This window comes from Zhongshania aliphaticivorans (assembly GCF_902705875.1).
In the GTDB taxonomy this organism is placed as follows: domain Bacteria; phylum Pseudomonadota; class Gammaproteobacteria; order Pseudomonadales; family Spongiibacteraceae; genus Spongiibacter; species Spongiibacter aliphaticivorans_A.
In genome coordinates this window covers 145,631-170,937 of record NZ_CACSIK010000004.1, presented here as the reverse complement: position 1 = coordinate 170,937, position 25,307 = coordinate 145,631, and the positions used below count along the sequence as shown (strand labels likewise).

Below are 25,307 nucleotides of genomic sequence, written 5' to 3'. Positions count from 1 at the left end.
GTTCGCTAGATTGATAAACTGAGAAATTAATGCATCGTTATTATTTTATTTCCTCTCCCTTGCATTTCTGCGTGGCCAGCAGTATTGCTCTGCAACACCAAGATGATCTTAATATTGCAGTTATGGTGCCCGGCTCACAAACCTTTTTAAAGAAATACGGCGGTGCTGCAGAGCAATCATCTGACATTTTTGGCAAGGTAGCCTACCTGGCAGAGCGTACCGGCAAGCTTAATATTACGGCGCGTAAAAGCTGGTTTGCGAGTTATCAAACCTTATTTGGCGATCAACAAGAAGTCGCCATTTATACTGGCAACGACCGCAGACCTGAGTTTCAATCTGCCATGTATTGGCTAGTAACCCAGGGTAAAAAACCCGATGCTTACTATATGGATGAAGGCACGGTAACGTATATTGGCCACAAGTCTATGCATTCCATTCAGCATCGCTATATCGATCCCTTGCTTAAAAAGTTGCTATACGGAGAGTTGTGGAAGAATGCCTTAACTACCGGCTCATCACCTTGGATTGCGACCGCCTGCGTGGCATTTCCTGATTTGGTTCATCCGCGCCTGAAGGAAAAAACCTTGTTACCCATCGATGTTGCCGCCTTCAGCGATGAGAAATTCTTAGATATGGCTCGCACTATCGCGGCCCTAGATAAGGATCAACAAACACTGCTTGATCATGTGAGCTTAGTGCTGACACTACCCTATGAAGCGTATTTTATTAAACAACGCCATCGTTACGCCGAGCTTGCCACGCAACTTAAAACTATGTTTTCCCTTGATCAAATGGCGATTAAGCCCCACCCCCGTATTAGCAAGCCTGAACTTCTCAGCGAAACCTTCCCCGGTTTTCAAGTATTAGATAGCAGCGTAGGGATGGAGTTATTAGTGCCATTACTCAACGCTGAATGCGCCATTGTTGGCGATGTGTCTTCGGTGTTGTTAACCGCGAAATGGCTGCGCCCCACTATGCCGATCTTTGCTTTAGCACAAGATGAAGACGCCTCATCTAAATTAGCTGAGATTTACCAAAAACTAGATATACCCATCGTGGCAATGGAAGAATTGGCAAGTCAACTTGCCCCTGTAAAAACCAAAGGCGCCAACCCTAGCAATGGATGATTTTTATAGCCCGGCACAACGCTCCGTATCTAACCGCTTTACCCTCTGGCGAGAACAAGGCCGGCGCAAACAAAGTACAGAAATCGACCTTGCAACAAAAAGCCCTGCCGAATACCAAAACCTAAAAAATTCTACCAATAAACCTGATGTCTTCTTGGTGCCCAGAGACAAAACCCGTTCGAGCCTGCTGGGCCTACACCCCAAGAACAACCCCTTTGTACAAACCTTGCGAGAGTTCGATCAAGGCCACCAGCACTTCGCCGGCTCAGCAATGGAACGGCATTATACGAGCTTTCAACCGCAATCTATGGCGGTGGTACTCGGTTTAGCCGATAGTGAGTCCTCTAAATTACATCCGGATGCAGCGGTTTTACCCTGGTGGGCTGCGGCTGATCAAAGCAACTGGCGTAATATGGATGCCCAACAACGGCGATTACGCTACAAGTATCCTAAACGCTACGGACTTGATGCCAATGTAGATTATGGATGTCAGTTCTACGGGCCGGTATCAAAAGGTGTGGGTGAGTTGGAATACCAACGGCACGTTAAAACCCACCAATTGATACTAAAAAATGGCTATTTACCCTATATGCACGGGCACTTGACGGGGCAATTTCTGGTGTCAGAAAACGACTGGGTGTGGGTATGCCACAAAGGCAACCATCGCTATGTCTCGCTTCTTGCCTTGGGCTTGGAACGTATCCCAGTTGTATTTAACAGTAAGCCGGGTTCAAGCGTGGTAGTACAAAGAAACGACGTAAGCCATTGGCCAAATGTTACCAACGGTTTATTCAGCGAAGATGAGGCCTTGCAGGTATTCGATCGTTTTATCAGTACCACGAATAAGTAAGCTAGAAAGTCAGTAAACCAAAACACCCTCATTCCTCTTACACTCAAATACCAAGAGGACTAAGGGTATCAATGTATGGCACCAACCATAGCGCATTCAAAAGCCGAGTTTTTGTTAAGGAATGATAATTCTCATTAATTGGTGTTTTGAGTGTTTTCTCAAGCAATTGTAATAAGCTTTCATCGTTTTTCTCTTCCATTCAAGGCCGTCAGTAATTCTGTAACCTCATTTTCAGCATTGCTAGGCTGGCAGCCAACCACCGAACATAAATCAATCACATAACCTCGGCGTTGCTGCCTGACACAACTCAAGATTTTATCGGGTTGAACACCAGCATCGCGAATATGCTCAATTCGGCAATCTAACTTTCTCGGTAATTTCGCCACATTTTGTTTGAGAATCCCACAGCTTGCCCCGACATTCTCACCATCGCGGGTAACCTGATCAACCCTAACAACACCCAGTGGCTGAGGCCCTAGCCCTGCCTGCCACAGTCGCGCGCTGACGACCCATATTTCCGCCAAACGGCGATTAATGGGGGTTTGGAGTGCTAGCGACCACTCGCCCATGGTGTAACGGCCAACTTTGGCCTCAGTATTGAGTAATTGTAATTCGCTTGGCCGCAGGGCATGTATGCAATCAGTCATACCCTCGGTCGCGTGAAAACACTTAAGTTGCTCGCGCGGTAAATAAAACATCCAGCGGCCGAGATTTAGCGGTTGTTTTTTGCCATCAAGCCAAGCTTTTTTGGCATGGGTATCAATCACTAAAGTATTATATCGCTTTACAGTAATTGGCAGTTGGCGCGATGGTTTAACAGAACGAGAAAATTTCATAATGAGTACTAGTATTGGCTATTGTTGAGACGTTGGTATCTCTCCGAGAACATCACCGAGTCAATTTATCACCGCTGCATTTAGCCAGAATCAGCAATTAATTTCTACTCAAAACGCTTTATCCCCCTGGACTTATCATTCTCTGATCGACAGTGGTTTTTGCATAAATCGGCATTAATGCAAAGTCAGCTTTTTTCTGGATCGAGACAGATAGCATATTTATATTTGCTACCTCCTGTTAGAATTGGCGACTTGAAAAAACTGTTATCTTTGACGCCACCTATCATTTTGATAAGGCTTTTAAAGGATCTCTCCGATCATAATCGGATATTAGGGGTGAAAGCGAATCGTCAACAAACCCCCAAGCTGGTATTGAATTAATGCACATTTTGTACACTTGGTGTTTTCGTCTAGCCTTGCCACTGATGCTTTTGCATCTATGGCGGCGCGGACGAACTGATTCCACGTATCGTAGTCGCTGGCGTGAGCGCTTTGGCCTAGTGGACTCCCGCGAAAATATCACTAACGCACCTGACAATAGCCCCGCGCCGCTAGTCTGGATACACTCGGCATCGGTTGGTGAAACCCTGGCCACCATTCCATTGATAAAAGCCCTATCCGAACGCCATCCGCATTGGCAATGGTTGGTGACAACCACAACCCCAACTGGGTCTCAGCGGGTACGTGAAGCCCTAGAGCCCGTTCTAAACGAACGCTTACTCCACTACTACATACCCTTCGATTTACCCGAATTTCTGCGCCCGTTTATTAACACCTTACAACCGAATATTTTGTTGATTATAGAAACCGAGCTATGGCCGAACCTGCTGGCAACTTGTTATAAACACAATATACCTACCGTTCTTGTAAATGGCCGCCTAAGTGCCAAATCCGCCAAGGGCTATGCCCGTTTTTCCGCCCTGAGCCGCAATATGTTGCGCCACTTCAGTCGAGTACTCACCCAGTACCCCGCAGATACAGAGCGCTTTGTCACTCTTGGCGTGCCTGCAGCACGGATTAATACCGTGGGCAATATAAAGTTCGACCTACATCTCGACACCAATGTAATCAATGAAGCGCAAACAATTGCCAGCCAATGGCGTAACCAAACTAAGCGGCAAGTATGGCTAGCGGCAAGTACCCACGAAGGAGAGGAAGAGCAGGTCTTAGATGCCTATGACATTCTGCGCAAAAGCTTCCCCGATTTACTATTAGTCTTGGTTCCAAGGCATCCGGTGCGCTCTGACAATGTGGCTCGACTATGCCGTCAGCGAGGCCTGAATACCGTGCGCCGCAGCGAGGGCATTGCTCCCGATGCCAACATTCAGGTGTTGCTAGGCGATACCATGGGTGAACTGCTGTATTTTTACGGCGCTTGCGATGTCGCCTTTATGGGGGGGAGTTTGGTACCCATCGGTGGGCACAATATGATCGAACCTGCCGCCTGGGGAGTACCTACAGTCAGCGGGCCGCACCTACATAATTTCAGTACAGTATCCAGTTTGATTCAAGAATCCGGCGGCCTAGTCGTCGCAGAATCCGCTCAACAGATTGCCAATAAAGTAGCTGCTTGGCTCAAAGACAAAGATGAGCGTATCGCCATTGGAGACAGAGCGCAGAAAGTGGTGTCACGAAACAATGGCGCCCTAGCGCGCACAGTGGATGAAATTGAAGCGCTGGTGCCAAGCAATATCTCCTAAGGTCTATTGGCATCGGTGAGCCAGACTGCAATAGACCCCAACAAAGGCCCTCTTTTTCTACACCACACAAAAAGGGCCAAATGCGCAATGCATTTAGCCCATTTTATAAATGAAACCACCTAGCTAGTACTAAGTAACAAACTCGAGCGAGTGTTAATGCCTATCTGTGGCCTTGCGAACACCGCTGCGTAACTGTGTGTTTAGCTTGCTGCCTGTATAGCGGCCTTTGCTGACATGGCGAATTCGATATACCCCGGGAATATCTAATGGCTCGCCCTGGGTACCTAACAACCAGCGGAAGGCGCGATCTTCATGGGCTTTACACCAACTCGCGGCGGGCTTCTGATAGTAAGTTAAACTATTGCAATAGCCTCCTGCGCGACTGGTATCGCCGTGGGCAATCTGAAGTGGGCCAGTAGCGCGGTCACGGGTTTGTTCGATAAATAGGGAATCATCGATATCAATGACCTGCAAATCCTTAGGATCGAGATTCAACATTGGGTCGTCGTCTTCCAGCAGCGAAGTGATGCGCTCACGCAGAGGAAAAACTAGGCAGTCGTTGCGACTTTGCAGCGATTCTGCCAATTGGTCTAAACAGTGCTGACGAAACATCAAGTCGCAATCGGTAAACCAAATCCAGTCTGCCTTGGTAGCTAAAGCCGCTTGATTCCGGCCAATAGCACGGCGAAACAAGGATTCTTTCGGCAGTTCGCACCAGTGCCAAGTCACACCCGGTACCTGCTGTTTTGCAAAAAATTCGAGAACGGCCGCTGTCCGACTGTCTTCACTGTTGTAATACACCGTCATCGTTACCGTGGCTTTAGTCGGCGGGAAGAGAACTAAAGAACTCAACTGATAACTTAGAAAGTGCGAGTATTGCCAGCAGTGGCTGACAATTTCAATATTCAAATTGCCGCTGCGCGCTGCGCGCTGAGTTTTACTTGGCAGCGGCTTTTGGAATAGGGAGGCAGGCACTAAGCCGCTGGCGGCGAGGCGCAGAAATCGACTAACGATAAAATCCGACCAATGTTTCTTTGAATCGGGATTGAGAGTATTCGGCATGGCGTTATCTTGTATACGGTGGGTGGCAAGGCAAGCATAGTCAGCCAACTCAGTTGGTCCCCATGCATGATAATTAGTGGCTAGCGGAACCTGATGAGCCTGAAATAAGGGTAGCCGACCCTTTTTCGCTTGCCAAAGATTATACCCGAAGATTATCCCATTCGCTCACTTCTGGGCTGGGACGAAGACACGATTAACGATAGAATACCAACAACTTTCATGGAACGGGGGCGCCGCAGATAACAATAAGCGCACACCCAGTAGAATTAAAGGACGGCACGTGGTGCATAGGTTATTCAAAAGCGGGCTAGCTACGGTCATCTACGATGATGAGCTAGTGGATGCCAACTGCGGAAAGCTATTTCAACTCGAGTGGCTTCATGCGAATAGTGGCGGCCAGAAACTAGAACGGGGTACGGCTGTGATGTTCCAATACGGCGGGCTGGAGCTAGTTTTCAAGCAATATCATCGCGGCGGTCTCATCGGACGTTGGATTGCAAAAACTTACCGCTACTGTCGCCTTAAAAACACTCGCGTATGGCGAGAATTCCATATGTTAGATGCCACCCACAAGCTAGGACTGCCGGTACCTCGACCCGTGGCAGCGTGCTGCACCGGCATAACTCCAATAGCCTATCGCGGTGCGGTCATCACCGAACGGGTGCCGGGCTCAAAAAATCTCACCGAAATACTTTGTGAACAGCCGCTCAGCAACGAGCTCTGGGGAAAACTAGGAACATTAATCGCGCGCTTCCACACATTGAACGTGTTTCATGCCGACCTAAATACCAGCAATATTTTGCTGGCCGACAAGGAAAAATTTTATCTGGTCGACTTTGACAAAGGAGAAGTTCGCACCCCCCTTTCCCGCAAAGATGCAGAATCCAATGTGGCCCGCCTGCACCGTTCGCTAAATAAACTCCAAGGGCGCCACCCCGCTTTCTGCTTTTCGGAAGACAACTGGCAAGCGCTTACATCGGCTTACCAGCGCGCCATCAATAGCGATTAAACGGAATAGTAATCTCGGTACCACGCCACAAATTTCTGTACGCCTTCACGCACACTGGTATCAGGCTTGTAGCCCGTCGCCTGTTGTAGCTTGTGGGTGTCTGCGTGGGTATCAGGAATGTCACCCGCTTGCATGGGTAGCATCTCGCGCTGAGCTTTCTTGCCCAGCGCCTCCTCCAAGGCATCAATATATTCTGACAACTGCGCGGGATTACCATTGCCAATATTGAAAATACGATAAGGCGCATTGCTAGTGGCAGGGTTGGGGGCAGCCGGCGACCAATTGGGGTCGGCATCTGCGACTTGATCGCTAGATTTAATCACACCCTCAACAATGTCATCTATATACGTGAAATCACGGCTGTGATGCCCGTGATTGAATACGGGGATTGGCTTACCCTGCAAGATCAAACTAGTGAACTTGAACAGTGCCATATCCGGGCGACCCCAAGGGCCGTACACCGTAAAAAAGCGAAGGCCCGTGGTGGGCAACTTGAACAGATGACTGTAGCTATGCGCCATCAATTCGTTGGCACGCTTAGTGGCCGCATAGAACTGCAAAGGGTGATCTGCACTGTGATCTTCACTGAATGGCATGGTGGTATTGCCGCCGTATACGCTACTTGTACTGGCATAGGTAAGGTGTGGTGTTTTGGCATTGCGACAGGCTTCTAGCAAGTTAGCGAAACCGATCAGATTACTTTCGACATAGGCTTCTGGATGCTCAATGGAATAGCGCACCCCGGCCTGAGCCGCAAGGTTTATCACTCGATCAAACTGGTGGCGCCCAAAACAGGCATCCAAGGCCGGTTTATCGGCAATACTAGCCCGTATAAATTCGTATTCGGGTTTTGCTCCCTCTTCGAAGCCCTGCTGTGCAACCTTTTCCAGTTCACGTAGACGCGCTTCCTTCAAGCTGGTGTCGTAGTAGTCATTGACGTTATCTATGCCAACAACCGAATCACCCCGCGCGAGCAGTGTTTTTGCAACATGAAAACCAATAAAGCCCGCGTTGCCAGTAATCAAATACTTCATGAATAAAGTCAGACCTTCGTTGAATACAATCTTTGTTGATACTACGGGGAGGCGGGGCAAGTGGAAAGCCAGCCTAGGGAGCTTACCGTAATATTTTGCCGCAACTATAATGTTCGTCGTAGAGCATTGGCAATCTGTTTTCAGATAACACCGCTAAAGTGTATAAGCAGAATAGGCATGCAGGCGCATATTGACTTGCGGATATCCCTATACCTCAAACTACAATCCATTTTCTAAGTACTTTCCAGCTAGCGTCACTCAGGCACTTATTTTTGACGTACTGAGAAAATCACCAAGACCGTACTCGACCAGCTTGTTGTTGACGACTTGCCGCGCTCACATCTAAAAGACGAACTTGATTAAATAAATGATGAGCGGCAGTGTGCTCGGTGAGCGCATCTGCTGCAAGCAGAATAGCCGCCGCGGTCCATGTTGGCCGCTCGTCTGGCCACAAAAGGTCTTCAACAAATTGATAGCCAGTCCAGTATTCACCGCGACTGTCGCGCCACTGATGTAACCAGCTATACACCATCACTGCACGGGCGTGATCGCCAGCAGCCAGCAGGGCCATAGTTAATTCACAGGACTCGGCTACAGTCACCCAAGGCTCGTCTGATACACAGCGGCAACCCATACCCTGCTCTACAAATTCGTCCCAGCGATGTTGCAAATGCGCACCGGCTTTAGCCGCAGGCACGGCGCCTGTAAGCACGGGGTAAAACCAGTCCATGGAGTAGCGAGATTTGCTTTCCCAAGTGCGATCAAAACGCTCTGGCTTGTTACGGAGAGCATTGCCCAATGCAACTCTGGCATCTCGCCAATCTGCGCGTGGGTCGCCGATAACAACCGAAATATTCACCGCGCATTCAAGGCTTTTATAAATAGATGAGCAACCGGTAACAAGCGCATCAACCATCGATTCGCCCTTAGCATTCACCGCCCAATTTATTTCGCCATGGGAGGATTGCTGCTGGAGCACAAAGCCAATCGCTCCTTGAACACAGGGCCACATCTCACGTAAAAACGTCGTGTTTTTGCTGATTAAATAATGATGCCAAATACCAGTAGCAATATACGCAACAAAATTGGTTTCACGACGCTCTTGGTTCTCAACTTCACCAGCCCGATACGCTGCCCACCAACTGCCATCGTCAAGTTGAGAATTCTTTAACCAGCGGTAAGCGTTTTCTGCTGCCGTGTATTCTCCGCCAATACTAAGCCCCATTGCCGACTCAACATGATCCCAAGGGTCGCAATGGCCGCCATCAAACCAAGGAATGCTGCCGTCTGCCTGCTGAGCCCGTAGCAAAAACTCTACCGTCGGCCTAAAAAACTCCTCTGGGAATAGGCCTTTGCTCAAAAACAGTCCACTCATAGCACTTTGGCCTTTTCAAAATACATTACGACTGACTTACCTAATACTGGGTTTAACCCAGCTTCTAAGGTTCGTGTAAACCGTGGCTTGTCCATCAAGTCCCACACTAGAAATCGGTGGTACTGCTTAATGATGGGATTAGCGTCTTGGTTGTTCCAAAACGCGCATTTCAGCCACCAGTATGGCGAATGCAAGGCATGTGCCCAATGTCGACGGTAAAACCGAAAACCCAAGCTCTGTATTTGTTTACGCAGGTCGCTGGCTTTAAAAATACGTAAATGGCCACCCTCTACTTTGTGATAAGCCTCACTGAGCGCCCAACATATTTTTTCTGGCCACGCTCTGGGCACGCTGGCACAGAATAAGCCACCGGGTTTAAGCACCCGCTCGATCTCTACCAGAACCGCATGATAATCGGGAATATGCTCTAAGACCTCTGAGCAAATAATCTTATCGAAGGTATTATCCGCAAACGGCAATTGCATGGCGTCACCATTAGCCAAACCAAAAGCTCTATCAGCTTGATCATTCACACAGAAATCAGTGAATCGACTCTGCGCGGTTTGCAAATCACGCAAACACAAATCAACACCAATAGCGGTGACATCTGCCTCGACATAGGCCGAAATAACATGCCGACCTTCACCACAACCCAAATCTAAAATTTTATCGCCTGAATTAAGTTTAAAATGACGAAAATCAACCGTTTTCACGTTGTATCACCTGCCAGTAGTAGTTCGTCATTTGCTGAGCTGCGCGTGTCCAGCAAAACAATTCTTCAATTCTTGCTCGGCCAGCTACAGCCAACTCATCCCGCCATGCCGGTGATGCCAATAGGGTTTCTAAAACCTCAGCTATAGCGGCACTATTGCGGACTGGGACTTGTATCGCCGCATCACCCACGACTTCGGGTAGCGCACCGCCGTCGGTAGAAATCAACGCCGTACCACAGGCCATTGCCTCTCCAGCTGGCAAACCAAATCCTTCGTATACCGAGGGCACCACAACCACAGAGGCCTCGTTATAATATTTCACAAGGTCTTCAGTGCTAATACCGCTAACAGCCCGAATATGCTTTGAAATACCCAGCTTGCGGATCAATTGGCCACTTTCACCGTCTTCTCTTGGTGTTCCCACTAAAAGCAGCTCAAGGTCTGGGTATTTTGGTACGACGGCAGCCACCGCTTCTAGCAAATAGCGCATCCCTTTAAGGGGCTGATCTGACGACACCGTCGCCATCACTCGATTGGGGTTCTTAACAATATGATCGAGCGGCTTAAATTCTTCGGTATCAATGCCGCAGTGAACCAAGCTAATTCCCGCAGGCTGCATATCAAATGCAGCAGCAATATCCATACGGGAGCGCTCTGATACTGTCACCACATGATGCAGCTCACGAGCCACCTTACGCTGCATAATCAAAAAACTGTGCCAGCGGCGAATTAGTACGCGCTCAGTCCATGAATTAGCTGCCTTCAAGGCGATATTCAAATCACTGGTGATAGGATGATGTATGGTTGTAATCAGTGGAAAGCCCTGCTTTTGCAAAGCCAGCATGCCATAACTTAAACACTGGTTATCGTGGATAATATCGTAGTGACGGCCATGCTCTTTTAAATATTTCAGCACCCGGCGACCAAAGCAATAGGGCTCAGAGAATGCACCTGTGAGCTTGCCCATCCATTCGTAAATATTCGTTAACGACGTAAGATGATGAGGACGAATTGAGCCCAAGCCCGTTTCAAACAAATTCATCCCCGGCATTTTGATTAGGTTCACACGCGAATCTAAGTGCGGATAGGGCTGACCTGAAATCACGTCAACCTGATGCCCCGCGTCCACCAGTGCCTTGCTTAGGTACTTAAGATAAATGCCCTGGCCACCGCCGTAAGGCGCACTCCGATAGCCAAGTAAGCATACTTTTAGGGCCCGCCTTGGCCGCGCCTCTTTCAGAGGGGTAACATCAGCTTTGACTGGCTGAATAGAAGACTGGGTTGCAATGGCTGAATCTGACGGCATAAAAACGATGTCGCTATTATTGTGATTACGGTTATTCGGATTCTGGCTATTTCAAAACTCTGTGCACCGCGCTATAAATGCGGAACCCTTTTATGGCTACAGAGGTCATATCGAGAGTCACATTTAGTGCTGCAAGATACTAAATAGGGTGAATGCCGTTCGTGTAGTAACAGGATTCTAACCACGAGGTGGATATAAATCTAGCAACGATGATTAACGAGCCAATCATCTAGCATTAAGACTTTGTCATGTTAAACTCAAAACTGCTCAAAATTCGCCATAGAGAATATTTTCATAATGCAGCGACGCTTAAATTCTTACCCCTATATTTTTATATTCGTCGTTTTTTTAGGGCTTACAAGCTGCAGCAACAACCCTGAAAGGCCAAAACCTGCAGGAAAATTTACCTCCTCAATAAAAACCGGCGATATTCGACTCTTCACTTATAGCCAACCTTTATTTCGCGAAAAAACACGCGCAATAACGAATAGGAATCGACGTGGCAACGGCGCAGATAAGCCCAGTAAAGACAATGAATCACTAATACAGCAAGCACTTCGCGATTTAGAGCAAAACCCTAAGCTTAAAGAATACTGTCCCGCAGGCTATGTAATCATGGATAACTACGCCGTACTAAACGAAGTACTTATTCGCGGTGAATGCAGATACAAACTAAAAGAAGACAAGCAGTAGCTGCCGCAGCAAAGCTGCGGCAACAAGTAATGAAGGGGCTAATTAGCGTACGGCTGTCAGCCATTCAGGAAACTCTTCACGGCGCCCTTTAACTTGATCAAAATACATATTTTGCAGCAAATTAGTCACCGGACCGCGGGAACCCGAACCAATAACACGCCCATCAAGCTCACGAATTGGCAAGACCTCTGCCGCTGTGCCGGTAAAGAAAGCCTCATCGGCCACGTATACTTCATCACGAGTGATACGTTTTTCCTCAACCTCTAAGCCCAGTTCATTGGCAAATTCGAAAATAGTATTGCGCGTAATACCATCCAAGCAGCTCGTTAACTCAGGGGTAAACAATTTTCCGTTGCGAACAATAAAGATATTCTCGCCGCTGCCTTCTGCAACATAACCTTCATTGTCTAGCAATAACGCTTCTTCACAGCCGCTATCTAAGGCTTCACGCAACGCTAACATCGAATTGATGTAGTGGCCGTTTGCTTTGGCCTTACACATAGAAATATTTACGTGGTGGCGCGTGTAAGATGAGCAACGTACTTTTATGCCCATATCACGAGCCTCAGGGCTCATATAACTAGGCCAGTCCCATGCTGCAACAATGGTGTGCATTTTAAGGTTGTCAGCACGTAAACCCATGCCTTCTGAGCCGTAAAAGCACATGGGGCGCAAATACGCTTCCTCTAAGCCATTTTCACGAACAACCGCACGTTGCGCCTCATTGACCTGCTCTTTCGTCACGTTCATGTCCATACGCATAATATGTGCAGAGCGGAATAAACGGTCAGTATGTTCTTGCATACGAAATATGCAGGTACCTTGATCTTTTGTTTGATACGCTCGCACGCCCTCAAACACACCCATTCCGTAATGCAGCGTGTGCGTTAAAACATGAACCCGCGCATCACGCCAAGGAACCATTTCACCATCAAACCAAATCAGGCCATCACGATCAGCCATAGACATCGCGTCTTACTCCTCAACAAATACAGGCAATTACTATTATGGAGACAACATCAGTTGCTGCCAGAAACGGCTGACAATTTCCCGCTCTGTACCCAGTGCCGTATCGGCTATCAACCCTTTTTGCTCTTGTAAGCTGAGGCGATGCGCCTGACTGCGGAACGCCTTGTAAGCGTCAATCAGTATCCGGGTATCCGCTGCTGAAACCAGCCCTTGTTCAGCCAAGGATTCCAGTATGCGAATGTTATCAGTGTAATGAGTAAGCGGTGGGTGTTGTTGTGACCATGCTAAAACGGCATATTGCACCATAAATTCAATATCAACGATACCTCCTGTACCTTGTTTAAGGTCAAATTCTGCATTTTTATCACTCGCAGACAGCAGGTGGTCACGCATTTTCTGTCGCATTCCGACGACTTCGTCCCTAAGCACCAAAATGTCGCGCGATTTAGCAAGAATTTCGGCCCGCAGCGTATTGAATTTTTGAGCTAGTATTTCGTCCCCCGCCACCGCTCGCACTCTTACCAAGGCCTGGTGTTCCCATGTCCATGCCTGGCTGTGCTGGTAGTCACTAAATGCCGTGAAGGAGGACACCAACAAGCCAGAATTACCGGAGGGTCGCAAACGCATATCGACCTCGTACAAAGCCCCCAACCGAGTCGTCGCGGTAAGAATATGAATAATGCGCTGACCTAATCGCGTAAAAAACGAGCCCGCATCCAAAGGCCGGTCGCCATCACTGACACAATCAGAAGGCAAGTCATGCAAAAACACGAGGTCAAGATCTGAGCTATAACCCAGCTCTAGGCCACCCAACTTACCGTAACCCAATATAAGAAAATGCCGCTGATCATCCCCCAGCGGCACCGGGCTGCCATGCTTATCAACTAAGTTTTGCCAAGCAATATCCAATACAGCATCAAGTACTACTTCCGCAATATAAGTCAAATAATCACTCACCTTCATTAACGGTAAGCTACCTGTGACCTCTGACGCCGCAACTTTCAAAACATGAGCCAAACGAAAATGTCGCAAGGCTTCCATCTGTGCTTCTAAATCATCCTTTTCAATGCGCAGCAGACGCTGCCGAAGCTCACTGACCAAACCCGCTTTTTCCGGCACGGTGTATAAACTATCGGCATCCAATAATTCATCCAACAATACCGGCTGCGCGGACAGTTGCCGAGCAATCCAAGGACTGGCATCACAGAGCTTGACCAAGCGCCCACGCGCGCCGGGGTTTTCTATAAGCAACACTAAATAAGCAGTTCGACGGAGTACGGCTTCGATGAGCGGAATCACTCGCAGCAAGGTGGCCGCAGGTGAATCGGCCTCACACAAATCTTCTAAGATCAGCGGTAGAAAGTCATATAAGCGATCACGACCACGATTCTGCATTCGCAGCACGCTAGCACCGCCTAGCAAGGCAACCAGCAAGCGGGCCGCCTCTGTGGCGTCGTCACCAAACCCCGCCTCGACCAAGGTGTCACGCACTTTGTCTTGATCTAGATCATCGAGCATGGCTCGCCAGCGATTATTACTTAGATGCTGAACGCTAGGTTCCACTTCCGGCGGTGCAATCACATTCGCAAAATGAGTTGCAACGCGCTCTCGATGCTGGGCCAAACATTGTTGGAATGCCTCAATATCATCACCAAACCCCATCGCCACACTCAGGGCTGTTAGCGCGACACCAGAATCCGGCAGCTGCTGAGTTTGCTCGTCTCGCCACGCTTGAATCGCGTGCTCAGTATTGCGTAAGAAGCGATATGCCTGCTGCAATTCGTCTACAACCTGCGACGGAAGGTAAGCCATATTGGCCAGCTCTGGAAGGATGACTTGCAACTGAAGTGCTTGTAATGCCTGCTCCTGACCACCACGAATCAATTGAAAACACTGGGCAATAAACTCAATCTCACGAATGCCACCAGAACCGAGTTTAATATTATCTTGGAGCTGACGCCTGACAACCTCACGCTGAATCATCGACTTCATATCTCGCAGCGATTCGATGGCTGAGAAATCCAAATAACGGCGGTAAACGAAGGGCCGCAACTGAGTAAGTAAACGCTCACCCTCATCGCGATCCCCAGCAATACATCGCGCTTTAATTAAGGCATAGCGCTCCCAGTCACGACCTTGATTTTGATAATACTCTTCAAGCGCATCAAAACTAATTACCAGCGGGCCACTTTGCCCATAGGGACGCAGACGCATATCCACTCTAAACACAAAACCATCGGGCGTTCGGGTATCCAGCGCTTTTATTAGGCGCTGACCAAGGCGAATAAAAAACGCTTGGTTATCATCGCTGCGGCTAGCGCCAACAGTACTACCGGCATGAGGGTAAGCAAAAATAAGGTCTATATCAGAGGACAGATTTAATTCCCCTGCGCCCAATTTACCCATTGCAATAACCACCAACTGCTGTGGTGTGCCATCGGCAGCTTGTGGCTCGCCGCGCTCGGCTACCAGCTGCTGATGCAATACGGTTAATGCCTCATCAACACAAGCATCGGCAAGCGCAGACAAATCCCTTAGGGTGTCTTCCAGTGTCGCTAAGCGGTTTACATCCCGCCACACAATGCGCAACCAATGCCGATTTCGAAAGTCTCGAAGACATTTGGCAAGTGCATCAGCATTATCGCACTCCGCACATAAGCGACGCAGCGCATCACGCCACGCACTCTCTGGCAACGCTGTTTCAATCTCCTTACTTAGTATTAATTCTGGCAGCCATGCTGGATGTCGTGCACACAGCTCTGCCAGGGCCGGACTGCACGCAAAAGCCGTTAACAATTGCTGCCGGCAATCTGACGCTGAAAACGTCTGGTACCACGCTCGCTGCGCCGGTTCACAGCGCTCGAACAGATTCAGCCAATGCAGCTCGACTTCTTCGGCCAATACTGCTGGCAATTCTTCTGTCGAGATTTCTAACCGTTGATACCCACTTGGCAGTGTCATTTCCGCAAACCCTTAGCGTTTATTATTGTTCATTCAACTCATCTGTACTGGAGGCGCAACCCGTAAAACCTCAGCAATGGTGGTTTCGCCCCTCGCTACTTTTTGGGCACCGCTCAACCTGAGCGTGCGCATGCCCTTTTTCATGGCCATTCTGCGCAAATTTTCAAGCTCAACATCATCGCCAATAGCTGCCTGAATCTGCCCCTCAACCGACAATATTTCGTATATGCCCTGACGACCATAAAACCCGGTATTTCGACATTCTAAACAACCGGGAGCATGATAGGTTTCCGCCGGAGGGTTAACTTTCCATGGTGCTATCAAGGTAGCCCATGCCGCCTCGTCCAAGGCAACGGGCTCTTTACAATGCGGACACAAACTTCTAACCAAACGCTGTGCCATGACGCCCAGCACTGTCGCACGAATCAAATACGCGGGAACCCCTAATTCCAAAAGTCGGGTTACTGCCGAGGGGGCATCATTAGTATGGAGCGTAGAGATGACTAAATGACCGGTCAGTGCTGCTTGAATCGCCATCTCTGCCGTTTCTAGATCGCGAATCTCGCCAATCATAATAATATCTGGGTCTTGCCTAAGTAAGGCGCGCACCCCACCGGCAAAATCAAGGTTTATATTGTGCTGCACCTGCATTTGGTTAAAGGCGTCCTCGACCATCTCAATGGGGTCTTCAATCGTGCAGACATTCACCTCGCTGGTCGCAATCTGTTTAAGACTAGAGTACAGCGTGGTGGTTTTTCCTGAACCTGTTGGGCCGGTGACCAAGACAATGCCATGAGGCGCCTGAATCATACTGTTCCAGCGCTGACGATCATCGCCCCGCAAACCCAGCTCATCAAAGCTGCGCAGCAACACTTCTGGATCAAAAATGCGCATCACCATTTTTTCACCAAACGCGGTGGGCAAGGTCGACAGGCGCAGCTCAATTTCATCGCCAGCAGAATTTTTGGTTTTTAATCGACCATCCTGTGGCCGACGTTTTTCTGCCACATCCATGCGGCCAAGAATTTTCAAGCGGCTCACCACCGCCGTGAGGACCGACGCAGGTAATTCGTATACATTGTATAACACGCCATCAATTCGGAAACGGACATTACCTTGATCACGACGCGGCTCAATATGGATATCACTCGCACGCTGATCATAGGCATACTGCAATAACCAGTCGACTATATTGACGACATGGCCATCATTCGCGTCGACATCTTTGAGTTTGCTAATTTCTAATAATTGCTCAAGGTTGGCGTTAACATGGCCGCTTTGCTTGCTATTACCACTAGCCCCGCGCACGGATTTTGCCAAGCTATAAAATTCGACCGTAAATCGATCTATCGCTTCTGGGTCTGCAAGTACCCGCCGAATTGGTCGGCGCACCACTTGTTGTAAATCGTTTTCCCATGCAGAAATAAAAGGCTCGCCACCGGCAATGACCACTTCTTGTGGTGTCACCTCTACCGCCAAAATCCGATGGCGCTGAGCAAAGGCAAAGGACATCACCTCGGTAACAGCGGGCACATCAATCTTTAATGGGTCAATGCGCTGCGGTAGCTGATCACAATAGCCTGACAACCATTCTAATAAGCGATCCATATTGAGCAGTCGCCCAGCGCGGCTCGCATCAGGTAATTGGGCGCTCACAAGGTAGCTCAAAACATGTTGAGTTTTATCGCCTACAGAAGGCGGATTAGGCCGAATCCGCTTGGCCACAGCGGAATCTAACACGCCGTCATCTACCAATTTTTTCAATAAAAACGACGTATCTAACGGGCCTGTTTTGACTATTTTGCCGGACATAAAAACGTAAACCCTATCAAGATTTTCCACACCATTATGGCAAGTCACACAATCTTAACAAGCAAATGCAATGATACATGCTGCCTTTATTTACTGGTTAGCCGTAAGCGTCCACCGTATAATTCGCACTTCTTTACGACCGACGACAAGCAGGAGTCGCACCGTGCCTCTAAATTCACTTAATAATCTGTTCGGAAAATCCCCTTTTGAACCGATCCAAGAACACATGAAACAGGCCCAAGCCTGTGCTGCCGCGCTTCAACCCTTTATTCAAGCTGCTCTTAACGGCGACTGGAACAAAGCCAGCGAAGCACAGCAAGTTATCGTTGATTTAGAAAACGAAGCTGACAAACTCAAAAAGCAAGTACGCCTGCAATTACCAAACAACTTATTCCTCCCCGTACCCCGCTCAGACTTACTCGACCTTGTCAGCATGCAAGATCGAATTGCCAACTGCAGCAAAGATATTGCCGGTTTAATGCTAGGCCGGGAAATGACAATACCCAAGGAATTAGCAAGCATGATGGTCGACTATGTTGACCTAGCCATTGCCACATCCGCTCAGGCATTAAAAGCCATTGATGAGCTTGATGAGCTGCTGGAAACCGGATTTCGCGGCAGAGAAGTCAAATTGGTAGAAACTTTAATTGAAGAGCTAGACCGCCTTGAGCACTCTGCCGACAAACTTCAAATAGATATTCGCGCTGCACTCTACCGCATCGAAAAAGAACTTCCTCCAGTAGACGTCATGTTCCTATATCAAACCATCAACTTAATTGGCGAACTTTCCGACAAATCACAAAAAGTAGGTTCACGCCTGCAAATTGTTATCGCCCGCTAACACGTAAAGCACGGTATTTACGATAAGGATTTAACATGTCACTCATTGCTGAACACGGGCAAATATTGCTGATACTCGCCTGCCTATTTGGTTTTTTCATGGCTTGGGGTGTCGGTGCCAATGACGTTGCCAATGCTATGGGAACCTCCGTTGGTGCAAAAGCACTGACCATCAAGCAAGCGATATTAATCGCCATGGTCTTCGAATTCTGCGGTGCCTACCTTGCCGGCGGCGAGGTAACCGACACGATACGCAAAGGAATAATTGACCCAGGATTTATAGCTGACAGCCCCGACCTACTGGTCTTTGGCATGCTGTCTGCGCTTCTTGCCGCCGGGGTTTGGCTCTTTGTAGCCAGCCTTATGGGGTGGCCGGTCTCTACCACCCACTCAATCGTTGGCGCACTGGTCGGCTTTGCCGCTGTTGGCATTGACACCGATGCCGTCGAATGGGGTAAGGTGGGGCAAATTGTTGCTAGCTGGGTCGTATCGCCGGTATTGGCTGGCACCATGTCCTTCGGTTTATTTCTTAGTGCGCAACGCCTCATCCTAAACGCCCCCAAACCCTTTGAGGCCGCCAAGAAATACATCCCTTATTATCTGTTTTTAGTCGGCTTTATGATCTCCATGGTCACCATGACCAAAGGCTTAAAACATATTGGTCTAGGTTTGAATTTCAATGAATGCCTAGCCTACTCAGCGGTAGTCGGCGTTATCGTCGCCGGCATCGGGCAAATGTTCTTGCGCCGGATTAAAGACACATCGCAAGGCGAGGAAAGCTCACGCTTTGCTGGCGTTGAGCGCATGTTTGCCGTGTTAATGGTCTTCACAGCCTGCGCCATGGCCTTTGCTCACGGCTCCAATGACGTAGCCAATGCCATCGGGCCCGTCGCCGCTGTAGTGAGTGTTATTCAATCTGGCGGTGAGATCGCATCCAAATCTGCCCTACCCGCTTGGGTTTTATTAGTGGGAGCTGGCGGTATCGTCTTTGGCTTAGCCACTTACGGATTTAAAGTTATCGCAACGGTTGGCACCAAAATCACGGAACTAACCCCCAGCCGTGGTTTTGCCGCCGAGTTAGGCGCCGCATCTACCGTGGTTGTCGCCTCTGCAACAGGCCTACCTATCTCAACCACTCACACCTTAGTGGGTGCCGTTCTTGGGGTTGGTTTAGCACGGGGAATTGCGGCACTAAACCTCAGTGTGATTCGCAATATCTTCATGTCGTGGATCATCACTCTACCGGCGGGCGCAGGACTCGCTATTGTCTTCTTCTTTATCTTAAAAGCAGCCTTTAGCTAATCCTCAAATAAAGCCCTCGCGCAAACAAAGCCACTGCTTTTGTTTGCGCGACTCGCTACAATGGTCCGTTACTTGGCAAAATAGCGCGGACTCTTCGTGGCAAAATCAGCAAGCACTCCCAGTATTCTGTCGATGATGACAGAATTGGTCAAAATCCCCTCTGTTAGCTCAACCATGCCCAGCTGTGACATGGGTAATATTCGCGTTATCGAACAGCTCGCCTCCTGGCTAGAACCCCTGGGGTTTAAAGTACGCATTCAACCCATCTCAGGGCAAAAAGATAAAGCCAATTTAATCGCCACCCTCGGCAGCGGCAACGGTGGCTTAGTGCTAGCTGGCCATACGGACACAGTGCCATTCAACGAATCACTTTGGCATAGTGACCCTTTCACCCTTACTGAACGCGACAATAAGCTATACGGCCTTGGCAGCACCGACATGAAAGGCTTCTTTGCCATTGTGATTGATGCCCTGAAACCCTTTTTAGATAAACCGCTCAGCGCGCCATTAATCATACTGGCAACCGCAGACGAAGAAAGCAGCATGGATGGCGCTCGTTCGCTAGTACAGTCAGATGTATCTGGCGCCCGCTATGCGATTGTCGGTGAGCCTACCGGCCTAAGCCCCATGCGCGCCCACAAAGGTATCGTCATGAAGGGGATTACAATAACCGGTCGCTCTGGGCACTCCTCAAACCCATTGCTAGGCAATAATGCCATGGACGCCATGCACGAGGTCATGAGCGGCCTAATGCAACTACGAAAAGAACTGGCAGAAAAATACCAGCACCCCGGATTTTCAGTACCAACTCCAACCATGAATTTTGGCTGTATTCACGGCGGTGACAACCCCAACCGCATCTGCGGCCAATGCGAGCTTCACTTTGATATCCGCACCACCCCCGGCATGGACAACAACGAGCTTGATGGACTAATTCAAAAAGTACTTACCCCCGTGGCGGAACGCCGCGCCATCAACATTGGTTTACGCGCCTTAATGCCTGGACTTGCCGCCTACGAAGAACCCGCCGATTCTGAACTTGTCGCCCTAGTAGAAAAGCTCACAGGACAAGTTGCAGCTACCGTTGGCTTTGCAACCGAAGCCCCATTTTTTCAACAACTGGGAATGCAAACTATTGTCATGGGGCCAGGCTCGATAGACCAAGCTCATCAGCCAGATGAGTTTATGGCGCTAGACCAAATACAGCCGACTGTTGATGTGCTTCAAGCCGTAATTAAACAATATTGCATTCAAAGTTAATTCAATTCATTTACTCAAAAAACTTGATATGCCCCACCTTAGGCGCTAAACCTTAATAGTGCCTAAGGTGTTATCACCGTCGCGAATAAAAATGTGTTTTTAAAAGTAGCCCATTCTTGTTCCTCCTGATGACATAGCACCGCAACTTATAAAAATTATTAAATGCCTAGTTAGATAACTGCGACATAGCAGAAGTATTAGTACTTTTTGGCGGAGCCCTCTGCTCTTCAAGGAAGAAGGCAAAAAGTTATGCTAACGATATAGGTGTACAAGGAGCTCTTCATGCGTCAAAAACCTAAATTTAAAAAATACCTACTTTCTTTAGCTGTCGCGGCCAGCCTCACCGCGTGCGGTGGCGGCGGAGGTGGCGGCTCATCAAGCGCTAGCAGCAGTGTTGGCGGCACAGCTTCCAAGGGTATTATTATCGGCGGTACCGTTAACGCCTACGCCATTGATGCTGACGGTAGTATCGACAGAACAACGCCGTTAGCCTCACCCGCTCTCACCATTGAAGACGGCACATACAGCCTGTCACTCAATAGTAGTTATGTGGCCGGTACGGCGCTTTATATTGAAATTACGGCAGAAGATGGCGCAACCATGCGTTGCGATATCGCGCAATGTGGCACTGACACAGGTGGCACGCCAATCGTTTTCGGTGACACTTACCCTTTGGAGTCAGACTTTGCGATGGCAGCGACACTGCCTGCGGCCGCGGGTAGCGACACCATTTCCGTCAACATTACTCCACTTACCGATATTGCCTCAAAATTAACCTTACAAAAGGTCATCAGTGGCGCAAACGCTTCTGATGCTGCGCTTGCCTCAAATGCCCAGGTAGCAAACCGCTTAGGTATTAGCGGCGGTCTAATTGATCAACCCATTGTCGACATTACCAATGCTGATGCCGTTAACGGCGCCACCAAAGCGGCACTTGAATACAACCTGAAAGCAGCCGCTGCCATTGCTGCCGCCCTCAGTGGCGACAACAGTCTGTCACTAGAGGATGCCGTTGCAAGCCTAAGTGATCAATTTGTAAACGGTGGCATCGCAGACAAGGAAACCACAGCATCTGCCTCGATCACCATCGAAGAGATGTTAGAAGAAGCGATTGCCCTCCTCGACAATATAAAAGACGTTGATGGCGTTAACGATGACGACGAAGAGCTTAATGCTGCTAGTACGGATATTGCCGCCGCCGAAGCGGATGCTGAGCAAAATGGTGATACCACAGCAAGCCAAGGTGATATCCCAGACGATGTTGGTAGTGAAGGACTACTCGCCACCAAAGCCTTTGTAAAACAAGTACGCGACCTCGCCAACGCCGGTGTTATCACCGACAATCAAGCGGCATTTGCTGACCAAATTGAGCTTACCGCAGAGGTCTTGGCAGGAGACGGTGATATCGTCGCCGAGGCGATGGGCCTTGCCTTAAACGCAATCGCCAATGCCGTTGCTGAATACGAAGACGCTGAGGGCACCAAACCCAGCTCATCAAGCACAGACGGCATCACCGTAGACATCAGTGTATCCGGTGATACAGAAACTTATGAGGTAGACCAAACCTTGAGCGTTAGCGAAACCTCGGTGACACTCGCTTTAAATGCGGTTAACGCAACTACATTCACTGAAAATAGCACCGAAACCGTTAACAATGATGGCAGCACCACATACGATGACTCGGGTAATGCCAACATCGACTTAACACTCTCAGGAAGCGTGGCAAGCAGTGCAGCCAAACTCTCCATTGACGATGGCTCATCACTGAGCGCTGAATTCAGCTATAGCGAAGAAATCACCGAAAACGAAACACTAACCAGCGAGAGCGAGGCCTGGGACTCCACCACCACTGTCGAAAATGCCAGCGCGGAGCTCAGCGTCACCCTAGAACAATTAGACGGCGACAATCCCGTTACATTTAGCGGCGCCATGAGTATTGAATTTGACTCATTTAACTTTACGGATAACGGCACATACGAGAATAGCTATAGCGAACAGATTTACTCAGATTCTGAAAACTACACCGAATCGACGTCACTAGACGGTCTCGACTTAACGCTATCAGGCAACTTTAGTGACACTGATGGCAATACCATCAATGCGACACTGGCCGCGAGCCTGACAAATGCGACCGAGAGTTGCGATTATGACGACAGTTACAGCACCACAAATGGGTTCACTTACTCCTACGATTGTGAAACAGGAGAAACCGCCTCAAACTATGCAATGGCCAGCTTGAGCATCATCTTTGACATAAACCTTAGTGGTGTCGCCGATGACGTTAATATTAACTTTAGCGCAAGTCGTACCGGCCTTGAGACGGGCGAAGGTAGTCTTGATCTAAGTTACGGTGGTAATCAGCTAAACTTGGTATATGAAGGTGGAAACTCAGTTTCATTAAGCAACCACAACGATGTTGTTCTTGTATTAACCGAGACCGACGTGGATGATGAAACCTCCGTGAGTGGCACGATCTCCATTGATGACGAGCAATTTGCTGATGTGAGTGACGACTCAGGCACGCCTATTGTTCGCTACTCAGATGGCAGCTTTGAAACCTTGATGTAAGGGATAAAATGGGCTCATAAGGGAGGCAGTCGCCTCCCTTTTTTATTACCATACTTGTCATTAACATAGCTTTGGAATTATCTATGCGAGCTATCATTGCAACGCTTTTAAGCTGTTGCCCACTCCTTAGTTTTGCCACAACAGAAACCGAATACTACTCTTTTATTAACAGCCTGAGTTACAGCCAAGCCGCTCCTATTGAACAAATGATTCACGATCTTGAGGGTGCGCCACTCAAGTCTGGAAGCTACGCGTTTACCCATAATCAGTTTGAGATTGGATTTCGAGAAGACAATGTCGAATTTAGTTTTTTTTATCGCTATGACTATTACCTGAAATTCAATAAAGACACTGGGCAAATAGCCTATTTATTGCGTAATGATTTAGCTCTTCCCAAAAACACCCATTACGATATATATCTACGACCCAATCACCTACGTGCGTGGGGCTTGGGCGCTGCATATAAATATCAGTTCAATACCCAGCTCAATATAAAAACTCGCTTAAATTATTTACGGGCCACCCACACGACAGACGGTTATTTAAATGGCCAGTTAAATACTGTAGATGACAGCTATCAAGCTCAACTCTATCTAAATTATGGCTATAGCCGCGATACATTACTGGAGCGACCCGAGGAAGATAGCGATGGACACGGCCTGTCCCTAGACATCGACCTAAGCTGGCAATTAGATAAGATTTCCCTGGGTTTTAGCGGCAGGGACATACTCTCCTATATTCAATACCGCGACCTCACCTATACCACAGCCATCGCTGATACTAATAATATTGCCTTTGACCCAAACGGCAATATAGACACCAAACCCACGGTAAGCGGAATTGAACGATACCGCGACCAAACCCAACGATTAGCTGCCCGCTACACCTTAAGCGGCAGCTTTCAACTTGCACCAGGGCGAGCGCTAAACAGTGAAATATTTGCCTACGACCGCCAGGTTTTTCCCCGACTCGGCTACCAAAGCCAGTGGCATAATACCAAGTGGCAACTCAATTACGATTTCCGCAGCAGTGCCTGGGGCATTAATCTCAGTGGCCGCTATCTTCACCTTGCGCTGCGCACCGACTCGCTAGATTGGGAGAACGCAAACGCATTGGAACTGCAATTTGGGGTGAACCTAAAACTGTAATTCACGATATAATCATGCCTCCCCAAAACAGGTATGCACTTATGAGCTTAATTCACTCCGACCGCCTTTGCTTTGTCCGTCACGGACAAACCTATGCCAATATTGATAAAGTCTGGCACGGTCAAACGGATACCGAATTAACACCGGAAGGTTATGAACAAACTCAGAAATTAGGTGCTTACTTTGAGCAATATATTACACCAACCGTCATCTATAGCAGCCCATTGCAACGCGCCCGTATCACCGCTGAAGCTATCAGCCAGCGCTTTGACATCCCGCTAAATTTAGATCCGCGTTTAATGGAATTAGACCTTGGTGACTGGGAGGGAGAGACCTATGAATCGCTGAGCAGCACTGGCAATAATACCTTGCACAACCTAGTTCACCAGCCAGATTTTTGCAGCCCAAATGGTGAGTCACAAAATGCAGTTAAAGACCGTATGCTCGCGGCCATTGATGAGATAAGAGAAAAACATCACAAAGACACGGTTGTCATTGTGTCTCACGGCGTGGCCATCAGCATTGCCCTCGCCCACCTCCTCCACAATGATACAACCCAGTGGCCAAAATACAGCAAAAGCAACACCGCATTTAGCGAGCTGTGTTTAAACACAAAATCACTACTTCGCTTCAATCAAACAGAGCACTTAAAAATATAAATATACGTAATAAATTAAAAATTTACTTTTATTTACCAAAATAATAATTATTTAAAAATCATCATCGTGAAACCTGCTCCACG

Annotated in this window: 20 protein-coding genes; 11 read left to right on the top strand and 9 right to left on the bottom strand. The window is 48.5% G+C overall.

What is annotated here, in order from left to right; all coding sequences use genetic code 11:
* Positions 1 to 29 precede the first annotated feature (29 nt).
* Both AELLOGFF_RS17655 and AELLOGFF_RS17650 read left to right on the top strand, forming a co-directional pair.
* Complete coding sequence (locus tag AELLOGFF_RS17655; protein WP_159270324.1) at positions 30 to 1,127, top strand: polysialyltransferase family glycosyltransferase; 1,098 nt, start codon at positions 30 to 32, stop codon at positions 1,125 to 1,127.
* On the top strand, positions 1,120 to 1,977 hold the full coding sequence (locus tag AELLOGFF_RS17650; protein WP_159270323.1) for a hypothetical protein: 858 nt from the start codon (positions 1,120 to 1,122) through the stop codon (positions 1,975 to 1,977). The genes AELLOGFF_RS17655 and AELLOGFF_RS17650 overlap by 8 nt, the downstream gene beginning before the upstream one ends.
* A gap of 179 nt (positions 1,978 to 2,156) precedes the next feature.
* Here the strand turns inward: AELLOGFF_RS17650 and AELLOGFF_RS17645 are convergent, their stop codons facing one another.
* A complete protein-coding gene (locus tag AELLOGFF_RS17645) occupies positions 2,157 to 2,813 on the bottom strand; it encodes a hypothetical protein (RefSeq protein ID WP_159270322.1) in 657 nt (218 codons plus the stop codon).
* 380 nt (positions 2,814 to 3,193) lie between these two features.
* Between AELLOGFF_RS17645 and waaA the strand changes: the two genes are divergently transcribed.
* The gene (gene waaA / locus AELLOGFF_RS17640; RefSeq protein ID WP_159270321.1) at positions 3,194 to 4,513 is read left to right on the top strand and encodes a lipid IV(A) 3-deoxy-D-manno-octulosonic acid transferase; all 1,320 of its coding nucleotides are present in this window, start codon (positions 3,194 to 3,196) and stop codon (positions 4,511 to 4,513) included.
* A 153-nt stretch (positions 4,514 to 4,666) separates the two neighbouring features.
* On the opposite strand, the gene AELLOGFF_RS17635 is transcribed toward waaA, so the two are convergent.
* Complete coding sequence (locus AELLOGFF_RS17635) at positions 4,667 to 5,575, bottom strand: glycosyltransferase family A protein (protein WP_159270320.1); 909 nt, start codon at positions 5,573 to 5,575, stop codon at positions 4,667 to 4,669.
* A gap of 283 nt (positions 5,576 to 5,858) precedes the next feature.
* Between AELLOGFF_RS17635 and AELLOGFF_RS17630 the strand changes: the two genes are divergently transcribed.
* Positions 5,859 to 6,584: a 3-deoxy-D-manno-octulosonic acid kinase gene (locus AELLOGFF_RS17630; protein ID WP_159270319.1), complete on the top strand. Its 726-nt coding sequence runs from the start codon at positions 5,859 to 5,861 to the stop codon at positions 6,582 to 6,584.
* Here the strand turns inward: AELLOGFF_RS17630 and AELLOGFF_RS17625 are convergent.
* From AELLOGFF_RS17625 to AELLOGFF_RS17610, 4 genes are all read right to left on the bottom strand, one after another.
* Positions 6,581 to 7,618, bottom strand: coding sequence for an NAD-dependent epimerase (locus AELLOGFF_RS17625; RefSeq protein ID WP_159270318.1), 1,038 nt, complete (start codon positions 7,616 to 7,618; stop codon positions 6,581 to 6,583). The two genes, AELLOGFF_RS17630 and AELLOGFF_RS17625, sit on opposite strands and share 4 nt — an antisense overlap.
* A gap of 289 nt (positions 7,619 to 7,907) precedes the next feature.
* Positions 7,908 to 8,993: a prenyltransferase gene (locus tag AELLOGFF_RS17620; protein WP_159270317.1), complete on the bottom strand. Its 1,086-nt coding sequence runs from the start codon at positions 8,991 to 8,993 to the stop codon at positions 7,908 to 7,910.
* A complete protein-coding gene (locus AELLOGFF_RS17615) occupies positions 8,990 to 9,706 on the bottom strand; it encodes a class I SAM-dependent methyltransferase (protein WP_159270316.1) in 717 nt (238 codons plus the stop codon). Before AELLOGFF_RS17615 ends, AELLOGFF_RS17620 begins: the two co-directional genes overlap by 4 nt.
* A complete protein-coding gene (locus AELLOGFF_RS17610; RefSeq protein ID WP_159270315.1) occupies positions 9,693 to 11,012 on the bottom strand; it encodes a glycosyltransferase family 4 protein in 1,320 nt (439 codons plus the stop codon). The genes AELLOGFF_RS17615 and AELLOGFF_RS17610 overlap by 14 nt, the downstream gene beginning before the upstream one ends.
* 297 nt (positions 11,013 to 11,309) lie before the next feature.
* Here AELLOGFF_RS17610 and AELLOGFF_RS17605 point away from each other — a divergent pair, with 297 nt between their 5' ends.
* Positions 11,310 to 11,705: a hypothetical protein gene (locus AELLOGFF_RS17605; protein ID WP_159270314.1), complete on the top strand. Its 396-nt coding sequence runs from the start codon at positions 11,310 to 11,312 to the stop codon at positions 11,703 to 11,705.
* 42 nt (positions 11,706 to 11,747) lie between these two features.
* On the opposite strand, the gene AELLOGFF_RS17600 is transcribed toward AELLOGFF_RS17605, so the two are convergent.
* From AELLOGFF_RS17600 to AELLOGFF_RS17590, 3 genes are read right to left on the bottom strand one after another with little or no spacing between them, the layout of a single operon-like run.
* Positions 11,748 to 12,674 (bottom strand): branched-chain amino acid transaminase, encoded by a 927-nt coding sequence (locus tag AELLOGFF_RS17600; RefSeq protein WP_159270313.1) that lies wholly within the window; start codon positions 12,672 to 12,674, stop codon positions 11,748 to 11,750.
* Between the two features lie 36 nt (positions 12,675 to 12,710).
* On the bottom strand, positions 12,711 to 15,635 hold the full coding sequence (glnE, locus tag AELLOGFF_RS17595; RefSeq protein WP_159270312.1) for a bifunctional [glutamate--ammonia ligase]-adenylyl-L-tyrosine phosphorylase/[glutamate--ammonia-ligase] adenylyltransferase: 2,925 nt from the start codon (positions 15,633 to 15,635) through the stop codon (positions 12,711 to 12,713).
* Positions 15,636 to 15,668: 33 nt separating this feature from the next.
* Entirely contained in the window at positions 15,669 to 17,447 is a 1,779-nt protein-coding gene (locus AELLOGFF_RS17590; protein WP_159270311.1) for a GspE/PulE family protein, read from the bottom strand.
* Positions 17,448 to 17,610: 163 nt separating this feature from the next.
* On the opposite strand from AELLOGFF_RS17590, the gene AELLOGFF_RS17585 reads away from it, so the two are divergent.
* The 6 genes from AELLOGFF_RS17585 to AELLOGFF_RS17560 all read left to right on the top strand — a co-directional run bounded on the left by AELLOGFF_RS17585 (position 17,611) and on the right by AELLOGFF_RS17560 (position 25,224).
* On the top strand, positions 17,611 to 18,288 hold the full coding sequence (locus tag AELLOGFF_RS17585; RefSeq protein ID WP_268818574.1) for a TIGR00153 family protein: 678 nt from the start codon (positions 17,611 to 17,613) through the stop codon (positions 18,286 to 18,288).
* 35 nt (positions 18,289 to 18,323) lie between these two features.
* Complete coding sequence (locus AELLOGFF_RS17580; RefSeq protein WP_159270309.1) at positions 18,324 to 19,589, top strand: inorganic phosphate transporter; 1,266 nt, start codon at positions 18,324 to 18,326, stop codon at positions 19,587 to 19,589.
* 96 nt (positions 19,590 to 19,685) lie between these two features.
* Positions 19,686 to 20,849, top strand: coding sequence for an acetylornithine deacetylase (argE, locus tag AELLOGFF_RS17575; protein WP_159270308.1), 1,164 nt, complete (start codon positions 19,686 to 19,688; stop codon positions 20,847 to 20,849).
* A gap of 282 nt (positions 20,850 to 21,131) precedes the next feature.
* Entirely contained in the window at positions 21,132 to 23,417 is a 2,286-nt protein-coding gene (locus AELLOGFF_RS17570) for a hypothetical protein (RefSeq protein WP_159270307.1), read from the top strand.
* Positions 23,418 to 23,500: 83 nt separating this feature from the next.
* The gene (locus AELLOGFF_RS17565) at positions 23,501 to 24,565 is read left to right on the top strand and encodes a hypothetical protein (protein WP_159270306.1); all 1,065 of its coding nucleotides are present in this window, start codon (positions 23,501 to 23,503) and stop codon (positions 24,563 to 24,565) included.
* A 41-nt stretch (positions 24,566 to 24,606) separates the two neighbouring features.
* Positions 24,607 to 25,224: a histidine phosphatase family protein gene (locus AELLOGFF_RS17560; RefSeq protein WP_159270305.1), complete on the top strand. Its 618-nt coding sequence runs from the start codon at positions 24,607 to 24,609 to the stop codon at positions 25,222 to 25,224.
* The last annotated feature ends 83 nt before the right edge of the window (positions 25,225 to 25,307 follow it).